The organism is Rhodococcus sp. IEGM 1306, from assembly GCF_036541985.1.
Taxonomy (GTDB): domain Bacteria; phylum Actinomycetota; class Actinomycetes; order Mycobacteriales; family Mycobacteriaceae; genus Rhodococcus_F; species Rhodococcus_F qingshengii.
On record NZ_JAZHFF010000001.1, the window covers coordinates 856,592 to 870,495 of the forward strand.

General features: G+C 62.9%; 14 protein-coding genes. 4 read left to right on the top strand and 10 right to left on the bottom strand.

Annotated elements, in window-relative coordinates:
- Positions 1–16: 16 nt before the first annotated feature.
- A complete protein-coding gene (locus V3587_RS04270) occupies positions 17–1,933 on the bottom strand; it encodes a propionyl-CoA synthetase (RefSeq protein ID WP_064443859.1) in 1,917 nt (638 codons plus the stop codon).
- Positions 1,934–2,111: 178 nt separating this feature from the next.
- Here V3587_RS04270 and V3587_RS04275 point away from each other — a divergent pair, with 178 nt between their 5' ends.
- Positions 2,112–3,383 carry an MFS transporter gene (locus tag V3587_RS04275; protein ID WP_283376155.1) on the top strand — a complete coding sequence of 424 codons (1,272 nt, stop codon included), beginning with the start codon at positions 2,112–2,114 and terminating at the stop codon, positions 3,381–3,383.
- Between the two features lie 20 nt (positions 3,384–3,403).
- On the opposite strand, the gene V3587_RS04280 is transcribed toward V3587_RS04275, so the two are convergent.
- From V3587_RS04280 to V3587_RS04305, 6 genes are all read right to left on the bottom strand, one after another.
- Complete coding sequence (locus V3587_RS04280; protein ID WP_047270909.1) at positions 3,404–4,444, bottom strand: hypothetical protein; 1,041 nt, start codon at positions 4,442–4,444, stop codon at positions 3,404–3,406.
- Positions 4,441–5,928, bottom strand: coding sequence for an acetyl-coenzyme A carboxylase carboxyl transferase subunits beta/alpha (locus V3587_RS04285; protein ID WP_064443861.1), 1,488 nt, complete (start codon positions 5,926–5,928; stop codon positions 4,441–4,443). Before V3587_RS04285 ends, V3587_RS04280 begins: the two co-directional genes overlap by 4 nt.
- A gap of 94 nt (positions 5,929–6,022) precedes the next feature.
- Complete coding sequence (locus V3587_RS04290) at positions 6,023–7,216, bottom strand: ABC transporter permease (protein WP_007733417.1); 1,194 nt, start codon at positions 7,214–7,216, stop codon at positions 6,023–6,025.
- Positions 7,213–8,109, bottom strand: coding sequence for an ABC transporter ATP-binding protein (locus V3587_RS04295; protein ID WP_003939757.1), 897 nt, complete (start codon positions 8,107–8,109; stop codon positions 7,213–7,215). The genes V3587_RS04290 and V3587_RS04295 overlap by 4 nt, the downstream gene beginning before the upstream one ends.
- 43 nt (positions 8,110–8,152) lie before the next feature.
- Positions 8,153–8,698, bottom strand: coding sequence for a hypothetical protein (locus V3587_RS04300; RefSeq protein ID WP_003939943.1), 546 nt, complete (start codon positions 8,696–8,698; stop codon positions 8,153–8,155).
- Positions 8,691–9,014 carry a helix-turn-helix transcriptional regulator gene (locus tag V3587_RS04305; protein ID WP_003940147.1) on the bottom strand — a complete coding sequence of 108 codons (324 nt, stop codon included), beginning with the start codon at positions 9,012–9,014 and terminating at the stop codon, positions 8,691–8,693. The genes V3587_RS04300 and V3587_RS04305 overlap by 8 nt, the downstream gene beginning before the upstream one ends.
- Before the next feature lie 109 nt (positions 9,015–9,123).
- On the opposite strand from V3587_RS04305, the gene V3587_RS04310 reads away from it, so the two are divergent.
- The 3 genes from V3587_RS04310 (at position 9,124) to V3587_RS04320 (ending at position 10,604) form a co-directional block, all read left to right on the top strand.
- Positions 9,124–9,540: a hypothetical protein gene (locus tag V3587_RS04310; protein WP_230691721.1), complete on the top strand. Its 417-nt coding sequence runs from the start codon at positions 9,124–9,126 to the stop codon at positions 9,538–9,540.
- Positions 9,541–9,614: 74 nt separating this feature from the next.
- Positions 9,615–10,028, top strand: coding sequence for a VOC family protein (locus V3587_RS04315; RefSeq protein WP_064443862.1), 414 nt, complete (start codon positions 9,615–9,617; stop codon positions 10,026–10,028).
- Positions 10,029–10,604 carry a TetR/AcrR family transcriptional regulator gene (locus tag V3587_RS04320; protein WP_007733408.1) on the top strand — a complete coding sequence of 192 codons (576 nt, stop codon included), beginning with the start codon at positions 10,029–10,031 and terminating at the stop codon, positions 10,602–10,604.
- Between the two features lie 12 nt (positions 10,605–10,616).
- Here the strand turns inward: V3587_RS04320 and V3587_RS04325 are convergent, their stop codons facing one another.
- From V3587_RS04325 to V3587_RS04335, 3 genes are all read right to left on the bottom strand, one after another.
- Positions 10,617–11,456 carry an aldo/keto reductase gene (locus V3587_RS04325; protein WP_283376156.1) on the bottom strand — a complete coding sequence of 280 codons (840 nt, stop codon included), beginning with the start codon at positions 11,454–11,456 and terminating at the stop codon, positions 10,617–10,619.
- Between the two features lie 145 nt (positions 11,457–11,601).
- The gene (locus V3587_RS04330) at positions 11,602–13,233 is read right to left on the bottom strand and encodes an ABC-F family ATP-binding cassette domain-containing protein (RefSeq protein WP_030535395.1); all 1,632 of its coding nucleotides are present in this window, start codon (positions 13,231–13,233) and stop codon (positions 11,602–11,604) included.
- 66 nt (positions 13,234–13,299) lie between these two features.
- Positions 13,300–13,896, bottom strand: a complete 597-nt coding sequence (locus V3587_RS04335; RefSeq protein WP_054188857.1) for a class I SAM-dependent methyltransferase — start codon at positions 13,894–13,896, stop codon at positions 13,300–13,302.
- Between the last annotated feature and the right edge of the window lie 8 nt (positions 13,897–13,904).

Sequence of the window (13,904 nt, forward strand, 5' to 3'; positions counted from 1 at the left end):
GGAATTCGCTGAATCCTTATCCGCGAAGGAGTTTGGACAACTCGTCCAATACGCTCGCGTCCTCGATGGTCGACGGGACCGTGTACTCCTCGTTGTCGGCGATCTGCCGCATGGTCTTGCGGAGGATCTTGCCGGAACGAGTCTTCGGTAGTGCGGCGACGACGGTGACGTCCCGGAACGTGGCGACGGCACCGATCTGGTCTCGCACCCGCGCGACCAGTTCTTGTCGGAGTGTTTCGGGATCGATGTCGACGCCGGACTTGAGCACGACATAACCGCTCGGCCGTTGCCCCTTGAGTTCGTCGTGAATGCCGATGACCGCGCATTCGGCGACAGCCGGGTGGCCGGCGACGACGGCCTCCATGCTTCCGGTCGAAAGGCGATGTCCGGCAACATTGATCACGTCGTCACTTCGTCCGAGCACGAAGACGTAGTTGTCCTCGTCGATGTACCCGGAGTCGCCGGTGAGGTAATAGCCTTCGAAAGTCGACAGGTAGGACTTCACGTACCGGTCCTCGTCACGCCACAGTCCGGCGAGTGTTCCGGGAGGAAGCGGCAGGCCGATCACGATGTTGCCCTCGGTGCCCGGACCCACGAGTTCGCCCTTGCCGTCGACGATTTCGACGCGGTATCCGGGGCAGGCGACGGTGGGTGAGCCTGCTTTGATCTCCATCGGTTCGAGGCCGCGCAGGTTCGCGCAGATGGCCCAACCGGTTTCGGTCTGCCACCAGTGATCGACCACCGGGCGATCGAGAATCCGAGTAGCCCACTCGTAGGTGTCGGGATCCAAGCGCTCGCCGGCCGCGAACAGTGTGTCGAGCGACGAGATGTCGTACTTGGCAAGCTCTTTTGCGTCCGGGTCGGCCTTGCGGACCGCGCGGATCGCTGTCGGAGCGGTGAAGAGTGCCGACACGTTGTATTCGGAAATGATGCGCCAGAACGCACCGGCGTCGGGGGTGCCGACGGGCTTGCCTTCGTACATGACCGTCGTGGCTCCGGCGAGCAACGGTCCGTAGACGATGTAGGAGTGGCCGACCACCCAGCCGACGTCGGAGGCGGTCCACCACACCTGTCCTGGGCTGATGTCGTACAGATTCTTCATGGTCCACGTCAGCGCAACGGCATGGCCACCGTTGTCCCGGACGACGCCCTTGGGCTTACCGGTCGTTCCCGAGGTGTAGAGAATGTAGAGCGGATCCGTCGCGGCGACCGACACCGGGTCGGCCGGGGTGGCGTCGGCGATCAGCTCGTCCCAGTCGAACCAGGCTGCGGCACTTGACTTGTAGTCGGAAGCTGCACCGGGAATCTGCTCGCGATTCTTCACGATCACGGTGTGCGCGGGAGTGGCGGACAGTTGCAGAGCCTTCTCGACCATCGGCAGGTACTCGATTGTTCGTCCGGGTTCGAGGCCGCCGGACGCCGTCACGAGCACCACTGGACCGGCGTCGTCGATACGGGTTGCGAGCTCCTTGGCCGCAAAGCCGCCGAACACCACCGAATGCACCGCGCCGATTCGCGAACACGCGAGCATCGCGATCGCAGCCTCGGGGATCATCGGCATGTAGATGATCACGCGGTCGCCCGCCACCACACCCTGATCTTTCAAGACGCCGGCGAAGAGTGAGACCTGCTCGAGCAATTCGGCGTAGGTGTACGTGGCCTTGGTGGGGACCATCGCGGAGTCGAAGATCAACGCGGTCTGATCGCCGCGGCCGTCGCGGACGTGCCGATCGAGGGCATTGAAGCTGGTGTTGAGCGAAGCATCCGGGAACCAGCGATAGATCGGCGCGGCAGAGTCGTCGAGAGCCTTGGTGGGCGCGACATCCCAGTCGACGGCCCGCGCAGCGTCGAGCCAGAACTTCTCCGGCTGATCCATGCTCTCGCGATATGCGTCGGCATACGTGGTGTGGGACGCCTGCTCGGAAGAGCTCATCGACGTGTGTCCTCTCGTGAACTTCGCTTACCGGTGACCTGAAACACCTTAGGTCACCGTCAGTGCGGTGCGCCTCAGTAGCGGTGGGGGTACCGTCCCTTTGCGCCGGGCGGGCCTGTCCCGTCGGCCAGTGGCGCGCAGGGGTGGGATAGGGCAGGGACTGAAAGGGGGGATCGATGTGACAGGTGCAGCGCAACGCGCAGGCTTCTGGGGAGTCCTCGCTCTGCGTGACTTCCGACTTCTGTGGACCGGCGACGCAGTCAGCGGTATCGGAAACGGTGTCACGACCGTCGTACTGCCGCTGATCGCGCTTCGCGAACTGGACGCGAGTAGCTTCCAGATCGGTGTGCTGGCATCAGCAGTGTGGTTGCCGTGGTTGATCGTCGGACTACCAGCCGGTGCCTGGATCGACCGGCTGCCTCGGCGCCCGATCATGATGATCGCGAACGCTGCGTGCGCGCTGTTCTTCGCGAGCCTCGCGATCGCCGGCTTCCTGGAGGCGATGACATACGGCCACCTGCTCCTGGTCGCGCTGCTCACCGGTACAGCCACCGTCTTCTTCCAGGCGGCCTATCACTCGTATCTCCCCACGGTGCTCGCCGAAGCGGATCTTGTCGAAGGGAACTCGAAGATTCAGGGCGCCGAGGCCGCAACTCGGGTGATCGGCCCAAGCGTCGGTGGGCTGGTGGTTGCAACTGTCGGGCTCGCGGCCGGTCTGGTTGTCGACGCGTTCACGTTCGCCTTCTGCTTCGTATGCATCTGGCTGATTCGTGTGCAGGAGACCGTCCATCGCGGACAGAATCAGCGAGAACCGTTGCGACGGCAGATTGCGCTCGGACTGCGATTCGTCGCCGGTGATCCGCATCTGCGGTCGATCGTCGTCTACGGCACTCTGCTCAATTTCGGTCTCACCGGGTACTCCACGATCCAGATCGTGTTCCTGGAAAAGACGGTTGGCGTGGGGGAGTTCGGACTCGGGCTTCTCCTGGCGATTGCCGGGGTGGGCGGAATTGTCGGATCGATGATCGCGCGCCCGCTCGGCCGCAGATTCGGCACTGCCCGAAGCGTTCTCATCTGTCAGTTGGTGACGGGACCGTTCATCCTGTTAGCACCTCTGACGACGTACGGTGCCGGCCTGTTCTGGTTCTGCATCGGCGGCATGGTGATGGTTGCGGGCGTCGTGTCGTGCAACGTGGTGCTCGGCAGTTTCCGTCAAAGTTACTGTCCGCCGGACCGCCTCGGACGAGTGGTGGCAACGAGTATGTTCCTGCTGCACAGCAGCATTCCGCTCGGTGCTCTGACGGCAGGCTACCTCGGCGACGCAGTGGGACCGCGCGGGACGATGTGGATCATGGCCTGCCTGATCGCGCCGTGCGGATTGGTCTTGCTCTTCAGCCCCCTCCGCGGAATCCGCGATCTACCGAGTCGGCCGGCGATCTCAGTGCGGTAGAGAATCGCTGCGGTAGGGGATTACTGCGGTAGAGCCGCGGCGGCCTCTTCGCTTCGAATCGCGATGCGAAGTGTCGCGAGCATGAACAGTGACACTGCGAAACCGAAAAGCGCGCCGAACTGGTCCTGCGTGAACAGATAAACCTGCGTCACCAGGAGGCTCACGATGAGGGATGCACGCAGGAGCCTTAATGCTCGCAGGTACGGACCTCGGAAGAGGAACCACACTCCCAGAACCACAAGAACTCCGGTTGTGACGGTGGAGATCTGGACCACCAGGTCGGAGACGTCGTCGGCCTCGACGACGTTCTCGGAAACCAACGCGTAGATCACCTGGACAATCGCCAGAAGAGCCTGCAGTACGAACAGGGTCAGAACCAGTCGGCGGACGACCCGGTGCCGGAGCAGTTCCTCAGCACGGTGGAAGAACGCGTTGCGGCCACGAGTGATCTTCGATTCGATACCGCCGGTCGGCGGAGTCTGTGAATGCAGGCCGGCCTTGATCGAATCGACGAGGTCGGTGAGGCTGCGGTCTTCGACGCCGTCGAGTACGCGGAGGGCGTGGTTGTACTGGATCTCGTCGAGCTGACCGAGAGCGAGGTCCGAGAGCGCTCGCGCCCCGATGGCGAGCCGATGACGATCATTCATTCCGCGCCGAATCACCACCTCGCGCGCGGCAAGATAGAAGAGAACGAAGACGACGTACATGATCGCGATGGCAGGCTGGTAGAAGTAATCGACGTCGGCGGTGACGAATTTTCCGACCTCGTCAATGAAGAGACCGAACCCGATTCCGCCGACGAGCGTGGCCAGGTCACGCGTGCGAGAACCTTCGGTGATGGCGGTCGCCACGATGGCGACGGCCATCAGCAATCCGCCCCAGAGAACGTGTGCGATGTGGAGGGCGCCGCCCCCGATCTGGGGATAGCCCGTTGCCGCCAGATAAGCGCGGGTGATCAGCACGGTGGCGATGCCCGCGAACAGGAACAATTCGAAACGAGCGAGTGCCGCGCGGTCGTAACTGTGCGGCAGCGTCAGCGCATTCCGGTCCTTCGTCGTCATTGCGGAACTCCCAGGTTTCGATAGCGCGCGATACGGGAGGACTGGCGATCGGTGTCCGACTCTTCGGCGAGCACGAAGAGTTCGTGCGCTATCGCAGCCCCTACCCTCTTGGAGAATTCCACGGGTTCATCGGCCGCGTCAGGCGTTTCGGGAATGATCGCGTCGACCACGCCGTCTCGAAGCAGATCCAACGAACGAATGCCCTGCGCTGCCGCCATCTCCGGTGCGTGACTGATGTCGCGATGGACGATCGCGCTTGCGCCTTCCGGTGGCAGGGGAGCGAGCCACCCGTTCTGTGCCGCGAGTACCCGATCGGCGGGCAGCAGCGCGAGAGCCCCACCGCCTGTTCCCTGGCCGAGCAACACCGACACTGTCGGGGTCTTCAGCGTCACGAGGTCGGCGATGCAACGGGCGATCTCAGGGGCCAGTCCACGTTCTTCAGCTTCTTTGGACAGCGACGCGCCCAATGTGTCGATCACTAGGACAAGCGGGAGTTGTAGTTCTTCGGCAAGTTTCATGCCCCGTCGCGCTTCCCTGAGCGCGGCCGGTCCCATCGTGGTGAGCGCGGATTGGCCACTGCGGTCCTGGCCGAGCAGGATGCACGGAAAGCCCCGGAAGCGGGCGAGCGAGAGCAAGATCGTCTTGTCGGTTTCACCCTGCCCGGTGCCGCTGAGCGGTACCTGTTCAGTTGCGGCATGGCGGAGCAACTGCCGGATGCCGGGTCGATCGGCCCGGCGCGAGAGCATCACCGACTGCCAGGCGGGAACATCGGGAATCTCGGGTGAGGGAATCGGGTCCGTGGCCGCCGGGGACGGGGGATCGGTGAGCACGCACAACGCTCGGTTGACCAGCAGACGGAGGCGGTCGACGGGGACGACGCCGTCGATAACGCCGTTGCGATACAAGTTTTCGGACGTCTGGATACCGTCGGGAAACTTTTCGCCGTACAGGGATTCGTAGACACGGGGTCCGAGGAATCCCACCAGAGCACCGGGTTCCGCGACGGTGATGTGGCCGAGGGATCCCCACGAGGCAAAGACCCCGCCGGTGGTGGGATTGCGCAGGTAAACCAGGTAGGGCAGGTGTGCCGCTTTGTGAACAGCCACTGCCGCAGCGATCTTCACCATCTGAACGAACGCCACGGTGCCCTCCTGCATCCGCGTTCCGCCGGAGGTTGGCGAGGCCAGCAGCGGGAGTTGTTCTGCCGTAGCACGTTCGACGGCGGTCACGATCCGCTCGGCCGCAGCGACTCCGATGGAACCGGCGAGAAAGCTGAATTCACAGGCAATTACCGCGACCCGACGTCCCCGAACGGTACCGACACCGGTGACGACGGACTCGTCAACTCCGCTCTTCTCGCGGGCCTTCGCCAGGTCTTCCGCGTATTTCGCGCCAGGTCCGACGTCGACGGGCGGGGAGTCCCAGGAGACGAAGCTCTCGGGATCGAGTACCGCAGTGAGTAGTTCTTCGGCCGAGATTCGCACAACGTCCTCCAAGTAAGCAGCACCCCGTCCAGGATGAACCTACCTGGGCGGGGTGCTGCCGTGATCGTGTGGCGTCAGTTGTGCGCCGGATAAATCAGCGTCCGAACGCCTCTTTCCACGAAACGACCTTGCCGATGCGAAGGATGGAGCGCTGGTAGATCTTTGCCGCGATCATCGACAGCGCAGCAGTCACGACCAGCATCAGCAGAATCGTTCCCACGATCTGGAACGGAGAAGCAACACCGGCGGAAATGCGCAGGGGCATGAGGATTGCCGAGAACGGCGGAATCCAACTCAACACGTTGCTCAGGGTTCCTTCTGGATTGCTCACCGAAACGAAAGCCACGCTGACCATTGCCATGACGAGCAGCGCGAGAGGCATCGCGGTGGCGTTGACGTCCTCCTGTCGCGAGACCATGGACCCGGCCGCGGCGTACAGCACGGCGAAGAAGAGGAAGCCCAGAATGAACCACCCCAGTGTGCCGAACAGAACGCCGATTGCGGTGCCCGTCACGGTCAGGACGCCCGTCGCCAGTCCGGTGGCGACGCCCGCGACAGCGTAAGCGGCCATCTGCATCAAGCCGACAGCACCGATTCCGAGAACCTTGCCCCACAACAACTGCAGTGGACGGAGAGTGGAGAGCAGCAACTCGACGACACGGCTGGACTTCTCCTCGACGACGCCCATCGCCACGTACGTTCCGAACAGCAGGATCTGCATGTACAGGAGCACCACAGCAGCGATCGACATCGCTATACGTTGGCCCTGTTCGGGATCCGGGGGATCGATGGCATCGATGGTGACCACTGCGGTGGACGTGGCTTCGGCGAGCTGAGCCGGGTCGATCCCCGCAGCGGAAAGCGCATTCGATTGTGCCTGCTGTGCAACGGAACTCTCGATGACGGCCCGCAGATTCGTGGCTACTTCCTTCTTGGTCACGACAGTGACGCCGCCGCCCGATCCAGCGATCACGGCCACGTCGAGGTCGCCGTCCTTGACTTGATCACGCGCGGTGCCGTCGTCGGAAACCTCCGTTACCGTCACCGGATTTCCGAGGGTGTCGCCGATGGACACCATCGTGGCACTGAGTGATTGGTTGCCGACCAAGCCGATCTTCGACTTGTCCTCGTCGCCGCCGGAGAAGAGCGAGAAGGCGATGATGCCGCCGATGATCGCGACCAGAATGATGACGTTGCTGATCACAAAACTCTTCTTCGAGATCTGCGTCATGAATTCGCGTCGGGCGACCAACCCGATGGCTCGACCTCCGCTCAACTGGTTGCTCATGCGGCTACTACCTCTCGGAACAGATCGGTCAGTGACGGACGTCGTAGCGTGAACTCGTGCACCGGTCCGGTTTTCAATGCTGCGTGCAGGATCTGCTGATCGTCGGCCGTGCCGTCGACGCTCAGGAGCGTTCGGCCGTCGAGGTGGCTCAGTGTGGTGACACCGATCAGATGGTGTGCCCAACCGACCGGCGCGTCAGGGGCGAAGACTTCGATTCGGCCGTCACCCTTGCCTCGTAGCTCGTCGACGGTTCCGATCTCTCGCATGCTGCCGCGGCTGATGATGCCCACGCGATCGCACAAGCGCTCCACCAGATCCAGCTGATGGCTGGAGAAGATTACGGGAACACCGGTGCGAGCCTTCTCGACCAACACGTCACTCATGACATCGACCGCTACGGGGTCAAGGCCCGAAAACGGTTCGTCCAGAACAAGTACCGATGGGTCGTGAACCAGCGCCGCCGCGAGCTGCACACGTTGCTGATTACCGAGGGACAGGGAATCGACGGTGTCCTTGACGCGTTCGGCGATGCCCAGACGTTCGGTCCACCGCTCAGTGGCCGCGTGCGCGTCGGCCTTCGAGAGTCCGTGTAGCTCGGCCAGATAGGAAAGTTGCGCTCCCACCTTCATCTTGGGGTAGAGGCCGCGTTCCTCCGGCATGTATCCGATAGTGCGACGCACGTCGAGGTCGACGGGTTTGCCGCCGAGGCGAACTTCTCCCGAATCTGCTCCGAGCACACCCAGCGCAATGCGCATCGTGGTCGTCTTGCCGGCGCCGTTGCTGCCGACGAATCCGAAGATCTCGCCTGGACGCACTTCGAAACTCAGGTTGTCGAGTGCGACGACGTCGCCGTAGCGTTTCGAGATGCCGTCGATCGTGAGGGTGGCTGACATGGGTCCTTCCCATCGGTCGAGTGGTGCGCTTCGGTAATACGGGTCAGAGATCGAACTCTTCCGAATCAATCGGATCCGGGTCTGGATTGGTCCACGAGAGAATCATCGCGGGCGTGCACGCGCCGATCAGCATTGCAGTCAGTGCCAATAAACCTCCCGTGTAAGGCAGCCTCTCTACATTCCACTGCACCGACGAGGTGAAAATGAGGAAAATGGCGACAATGAAGACCAACGTTTGGGTCACGCTGAGCCCGACGGAGCGAGCGTCGTTGCGTTGCTGGATCTCCCATTCGTCCAACGCCTGCCGCGGAGCATCCCCTTGCCGGCCCGACACGATTTGAAGTGAGGACCACGTCGGCAGGAACAGCAGGGTGAGGACCGGCCATGCCACGGCGAAGAGCGGATTGAACAGGCATGCTGTGCTGACGGCAACCATCGTGGTGAACAGGACCGCCAGGGCGACGACGAGTACGCGCCGACGTCGACGGGTTCGCCAATTCGGGAGCCAATGTCGGAACGTCTCCTCGTTCTGCAGGAACCGCCGAGTGCGGTGGGCCTGGTAGCGGTCGATCAGATTTGATTCAGGCACTTGGCTTTTCACTCCCCTCGGTAGTGCGGTCAGATCGGTAGACCTCCGTCGACGGTGCATTCCGGTAGACCTCCGTCGACAGCGGCCCGAACTCCGTCCGGGAGAACACCGCCTCCACCGGGAGGTCGAACACCCAGCAGATTCGGAATGCAAGATCCAGGCTGGGGTAGTGGTCACCGCGTTCGAGTGCCCCCACCGTCTGCGGATTCACGTCGACGAGTTGCGCAAGCTGTGCCCGGCTCATCTTCCGCTCGGCGCGAAGCACTCCGATGCGATTGAAGATGGGGAGCGCGTCTCCCCGCCGGACTGGGCTCATGCATCAAAGTGTTGTAAAAACCCAACAGTTTGTCAACACGAACCGCGATTGTTCGGCTTCTGGGGCGTGCCGGCGGATAAGGTTCGGGCAACGGAAGGGGCTTGGCATAGTGGTCGAACAGTTGGTGCTCGAAAAGTCCGGCCTGGTCGTGCAGGTGCGCGAGGATGGTAGCTACTGCGTGGGACCGCAAGGGCGCGACGCGGTCTGGCGCGATCCGATGGAGAAGGGTGCAGTCATCGGTATCGGGCAGCACACTCCGGGGGATGTGGAAGGCGAATCGTGGTGGGTCGTGTACGGCCAGTCGGACATCGGGGCGGACGTCACCGTTCGACTCGAGGACGGGTCGCACGTGCCGGTTTCGCGCCTCGGTGAGATCTTCGCCAGTGAATGGTTGAGTACCCCGCAGCAGGCGTTGCTGTACCGGTCCGATCGCCCGGTGGAGTCGCAGCCCACTAAACTGTCTGTGCTGTTCGCCAGGCCGAAGTTCATGCCCAAGGCGGCGTTTCCGGAGAATGATCGCTTGTAGTTGCAGCGAGCTGCCGTCGGGAGGCTGGCAGCCATCTTCTCGAAACATTACGGTACGTACTGTACTGTTTTGGAATGATAGCTTGGCCGAACGACCTCGCAGTAGTGCAAGTGCGCGTAGCGCGACCCACCGACAGGCTCGACGACGTGATTACGTTCTATCGCGACTGTCTGGGATTGCCAGAGCTCTACCGGTTCTCCGGTCATGCCGGGTACGACGGAATCATGCTGGGTCTGCCGGATTCGAACTATCACCTCGAATTCACGACCCACGAAGACGGAAGCCCGTGCCCGGCGCCGACGCAGGACAACCTGTTGGTGCTCTACTTCGCCGGCGAGTCGGCGATGTACGAGGTAGTTCAGAGGTTGGGGGAAGCAGGGCACGAACCCGTTGGCGCCGAGAATCCGTACTGGGAGGAGAATGCGGGGATGACTTTCGAAGATCCCGACGGCTGGCGTCTGGTGCTCATGCCGCGGCCGGTGCTGTAGATGGTGCGCGCCCGCGACGAGCGGATCGACGACGCCGTTCTGGCGGCAACCCTGGAGTTGTTGGGGGAGAACGGATATGCGGAGCTGTCGATCGGTTCGGTGGCGACGAGAGCGGGCGTGCATCGACCCGCCATCTACCGGAGATGGCCGTCGAAGCGGCATCTGGTGGTCGACGTTGTCGTGGCGCACATCGGCACTGATCCAACGCCGGACACCGGCGATCTCAGGGCAGACCTGGTCGCCGGCATCACGACATTGGTTGTGGGGCTGAGCGAAACGGTAGTCGGGCGGATCCTGCCCGCGTTGGTCGCGGATCTGGCGGCGGACCCGGAATTGGCGCGGGATTTCCAGTCGGCATTCTTTCAGCCTCGACGCGATTCCACTGCGGCAGTGCTGGAATCGGCGCGCCTACGCGGCGACATACGGAGCGACTTCGACCTGGACTTCGTCCTGGACGCGCTGGCGTCGCCGATCTATTACCGAGCGTTGTTCCGTCACTTACCGCTGGACGCGCTCCTGGCCGAGCAGTCCGTCGATTCTGTGCTGCTGACGTTGACTCCCCACGAAAATTCTTGAAGCCGTTTCGATTCAGTTCAATTCGACTGGATCAGGCCCGACACGGCTGTCGGTGTTCAGCGCTGCGATGGCCGCTGACTCGTCGGCATCGAGTGCGAAGTCGAAGATTGCGGCGTTGTCGCGCATGCGTGCAGGCGTGACCGACTTCGACAGAACGGTGTGACCCTGTTCGAGATGCCAGCGCAGAATTATCTGTGCCGGGCTCTTGCCTTGTGCTGCAGCAATTTTCCCGATGGCCGGGTCGTCGAGGATGGTTCCTTGTCCCAATGGGCTCCAAGCCTCGATTTCGATGCCGCGACTTCGCGCGTACTCCCGTGACGCGTGCTGTTGCAGTCTGGGGTGCAATTCGATCTGGTTGACGGCCGGGGTGATCGAGCTGTGCTCGGCCAGCAGTTCGAGGTGCTCGGGCAGGAAGTTGGACACACCGATCGCCCGGGTGCGGCCGGAGGCGAGGATCTCCTCGAAAGCGGCCCAGGTCTCGACGAACAGGCCCTTTGCCGGCGCGGGCCAGTGAATCAGATAGAGGTCGACGTAGTCGAGTCCGAGCTTGTCGAGGCTGGTGTCGAAAGCGGCGAGTGTTCGGTCGTGGCCCTGATCGTCATTCCACAGCTTGGTGGTGACGAACAGCTCTGACCTAGGGATATCCGAACCTGAGATGGCGCGGCCGACCCCGGCCTCATTTCCGTAGATCGCGGCCGTGTCGATGTGGCGGTAGCCGATCTCGAGAGCTGCGGCAGTGACCTCTTCGGTCTGTGCGTCCGGTACCTGGAAAACGCCGTACCCGAGTTGCGGGATGGTGATCGGCTCGCCGGTGGTTCCGTGAGTCAGTGTGCGGTCGGGGATCGACAACATTGAAGAGTGCCTTTCGGGACTGGGATGTGGCAGCTCGACGGGGGATCATGTCATCCGCGGGCCACCTATGCCGCGCATGCAACTATTGCGTGCGCCTGATAAATAGTTGCACACGCGGGTTGTCTGCGCAAGCAGAGTCGATCGGCTACTCCTCGAAGAGCTGTCCGTTCTCCATTCGCCACCGGCGCGTGCTTCGGGTGGACTGCAGCATGCGTCGATCGTGAGTGACCAGAAGGAGGGTTCCCTCGAACGACTCCATTGCCTGCTCGAGCTGTTCGATCGCCGGAAGGTCGAGATGGTTCGTCGGCTCGTCAAGTACCAGTAGGTTCACGCCGCGAGCCTGGAGCAAAGCAAGTGCAGCCCTTGTTCTCTCGCCGGGGGACAGGGAAGCGGCAGATCTGAGTACGTGGTGTCCGCGCAGGCCGAACTTGGCGAGGAGAGTGCGGACATCGGCATCGGGCCAGTCCGGAACCTGTGCCCCGAAGGCCTCCACGACTGGTTGATCACCTTCGAACAATCCACGCGCCTGATCGATCTCACCGATCGCGACACCGGAACCCAGCGACGCGATGCCCTCGTCCGGGACGAGTTTGCCGAGCAGGACGTTGAGGAGGGTGGTCTTGCCTGCCCCGTTCGCGCCCGTGACGAGAATTCGATCGCCCCAGTCGATCTGCGTCGTGACCGGACCGAACGTGAACTGACCGCGAGTTACCTTGGCGCCGTTCGTGGTTGCGACAACGGAACCGGACCGCGGCGCCGCCGCGATCTCCATGCGAAGTTCCCACTCCTTGCGCGGTTCCTCGACGACTTCGAGTCGCTCGATGCGACGTTGAGTCTGGCGGGCCTTCGCGGCTTGCTTCTCCGTCGACTCGGTCCGCAATCCGCGTCCGATCTTGTCGTTGTCCTTGGCTTTACGACGCGCGTTGCGGACGCCGTGTTCCATCCAGTTGCGCTGCATCTGTGCGCGATCTTCGAGATCGGAGCGGGTGCCTGCGTATTCCTCGAACGCCTCGCGTGCGTGCTGGCGGGCGATCTCGCGTTCGGCGAGGTACGACTCGTAGCCGCCGTCGTACACGGCGATGTCCTGTTGTGCCAGATCGAGTTCCACGATTCCGGTGACGGTGCGCGAGAGGAACTCGCGATCATGGCTCACGACAACCAGTGCTGCGCGCGTCTCGGCGACAAATCGCTCCAACTGCTCGAGACCGCGTAGGTCGAGATCGTTGGTGGGCTCGTCCAACAAGAGAATGTCGTAGCGCGAAAGCAACAGTGACGCGAGGCCGGCGCGCGCGGCCTGACCGCCGGACAATGCCGTCATATGTGCATCGAGTGGAACTCCGAGACCGAGTTCTTCGACCACCTTCTCGGCGCGCTCGAGCAGGTCGGCGCCGCCGAGAGCGAGCCAGCGTTCCAGTGCCGGGGAGTACAGATCCTCTTCGGCTTCGGCCAGGGTTTCGGCTGCGGCGTTCATGACTTCCTCGGCGTGGGCGACGCCGGTGCGGCGGCCGAGGAACTCGAGGACGGTCTCACCCTCGATGCGATCGGGTTCCTGCGCGAGGTAACCGACCGCAGCATCCGGCGGGCTGAGGATGATCGAACCCTCGACGTCGGCGGTTCCGATTCCGGCCAGTGCGGTGAGAAGCGTCGACTTGCCGGCGCCGTTCGCGCCGACGAGGCCGATGACGTCGCCGGGGGCAACGGTGAGGTCGAGGTCGGAGAACAGAGTGCGTTCTCCCCGGGAAGCAGAGAGGCCGCTGATGCGCAGTGTTGCAGTCACCTGAGAAGTATCCCCGGTGCTGTGCGCCTTTATTAACCGCGGGCGGTTAATAAAGGCGCACAGCAGTCAGCCGCGGACCAGGTGATACCAGCACGGATGTGCCGCACGGACCGGAAGTGGCGATTCACTCACGTCCGCGGCCATGCTCGAGGCCATCGACCAACCGTCGAATGCTCGCATGACGTCCTCCTCCGAGACGCCGTGTGGCATCGGCCAACGGTGCCCAGGTCCGAATGCGAACATCACCATGGACGCTCCCGGTGCGGTGATCGCATTTACGGATCTCCCGTAGTCCCGCCGTTGATGATCGGTGAGCCCGTGAAAACAGCCGATGTCGAGCACCAGCAGGTGCCCGCCGTCGACAGCAATGTGCAGGTCTGCCGCGTCCTCGTGGAGGAACCGGACGTCGACGTGTGCTTCACGCGCGTGTATGCGCGCTTTGTCCAGCGGTTCCTGTTCGGCGTCGACGCCGGTGACGTGCCACCCGCGTTGCGCCAGCTCGATGGAATGGCGTCCGGTGCCGCAACCGATATCGAGTGCACGGCCACCTTCCGGGACGGGAATCGCATCCAGAAGGCCGGACAGTTGAGCGTCGAACCCGTGCCCGGTGTGCTCCCACGGAGTGACGCCGACCTTGTAGGCGAGACGATATGAAAGATTCATCGCTCTCT

Bases quoted from the DNA above. Each gene is read 5' to 3' on its own strand.
- V3587_RS04315 (WP_064443862.1), top strand. From the start codon at position 9,615: ATGATAGCTTGGCCGAACGACCTCGCAGTAGTGCAAGTGCGCGTAGCG.
- V3587_RS04325 (WP_283376156.1), bottom strand. From the start codon at position 11,456: ATGTTGTCGATCCCCGACCGCACACTGACTCACGGAACCACCGGCGAG.
- V3587_RS04290 (WP_007733417.1), bottom strand. From the start codon at position 7,216: ATGAGCAACCAGTTGAGCGGAGGTCGAGCCATCGGGTTGGTCGCCCGA.
- V3587_RS04295 (WP_003939757.1), bottom strand. From the start codon at position 8,109: ATGTCAGCCACCCTCACGATCGACGGCATCTCGAAACGCTACGGCGAC.
- V3587_RS04320 (WP_007733408.1), top strand. From the start codon at position 10,029: ATGGTGCGCGCCCGCGACGAGCGGATCGACGACGCCGTTCTGGCGGCA.
- V3587_RS04270 (WP_064443859.1), bottom strand. From the start codon at position 1,933: ATGAGCTCTTCCGAGCAGGCGTCCCACACCACGTATGCCGACGCATAT.
- V3587_RS04280 (WP_047270909.1), bottom strand. From the start codon at position 4,444: ATGACGACGAAGGACCGGAATGCGCTGACGCTGCCGCACAGTTACGAC.
- V3587_RS04305 (WP_003940147.1), bottom strand. From the start codon at position 9,014: ATGAGCCCAGTCCGGCGGGGAGACGCGCTCCCCATCTTCAATCGCATC.
- V3587_RS04335 (WP_054188857.1), bottom strand. From the start codon at position 13,896: ATGAATCTTTCATATCGTCTCGCCTACAAGGTCGGCGTCACTCCGTGG.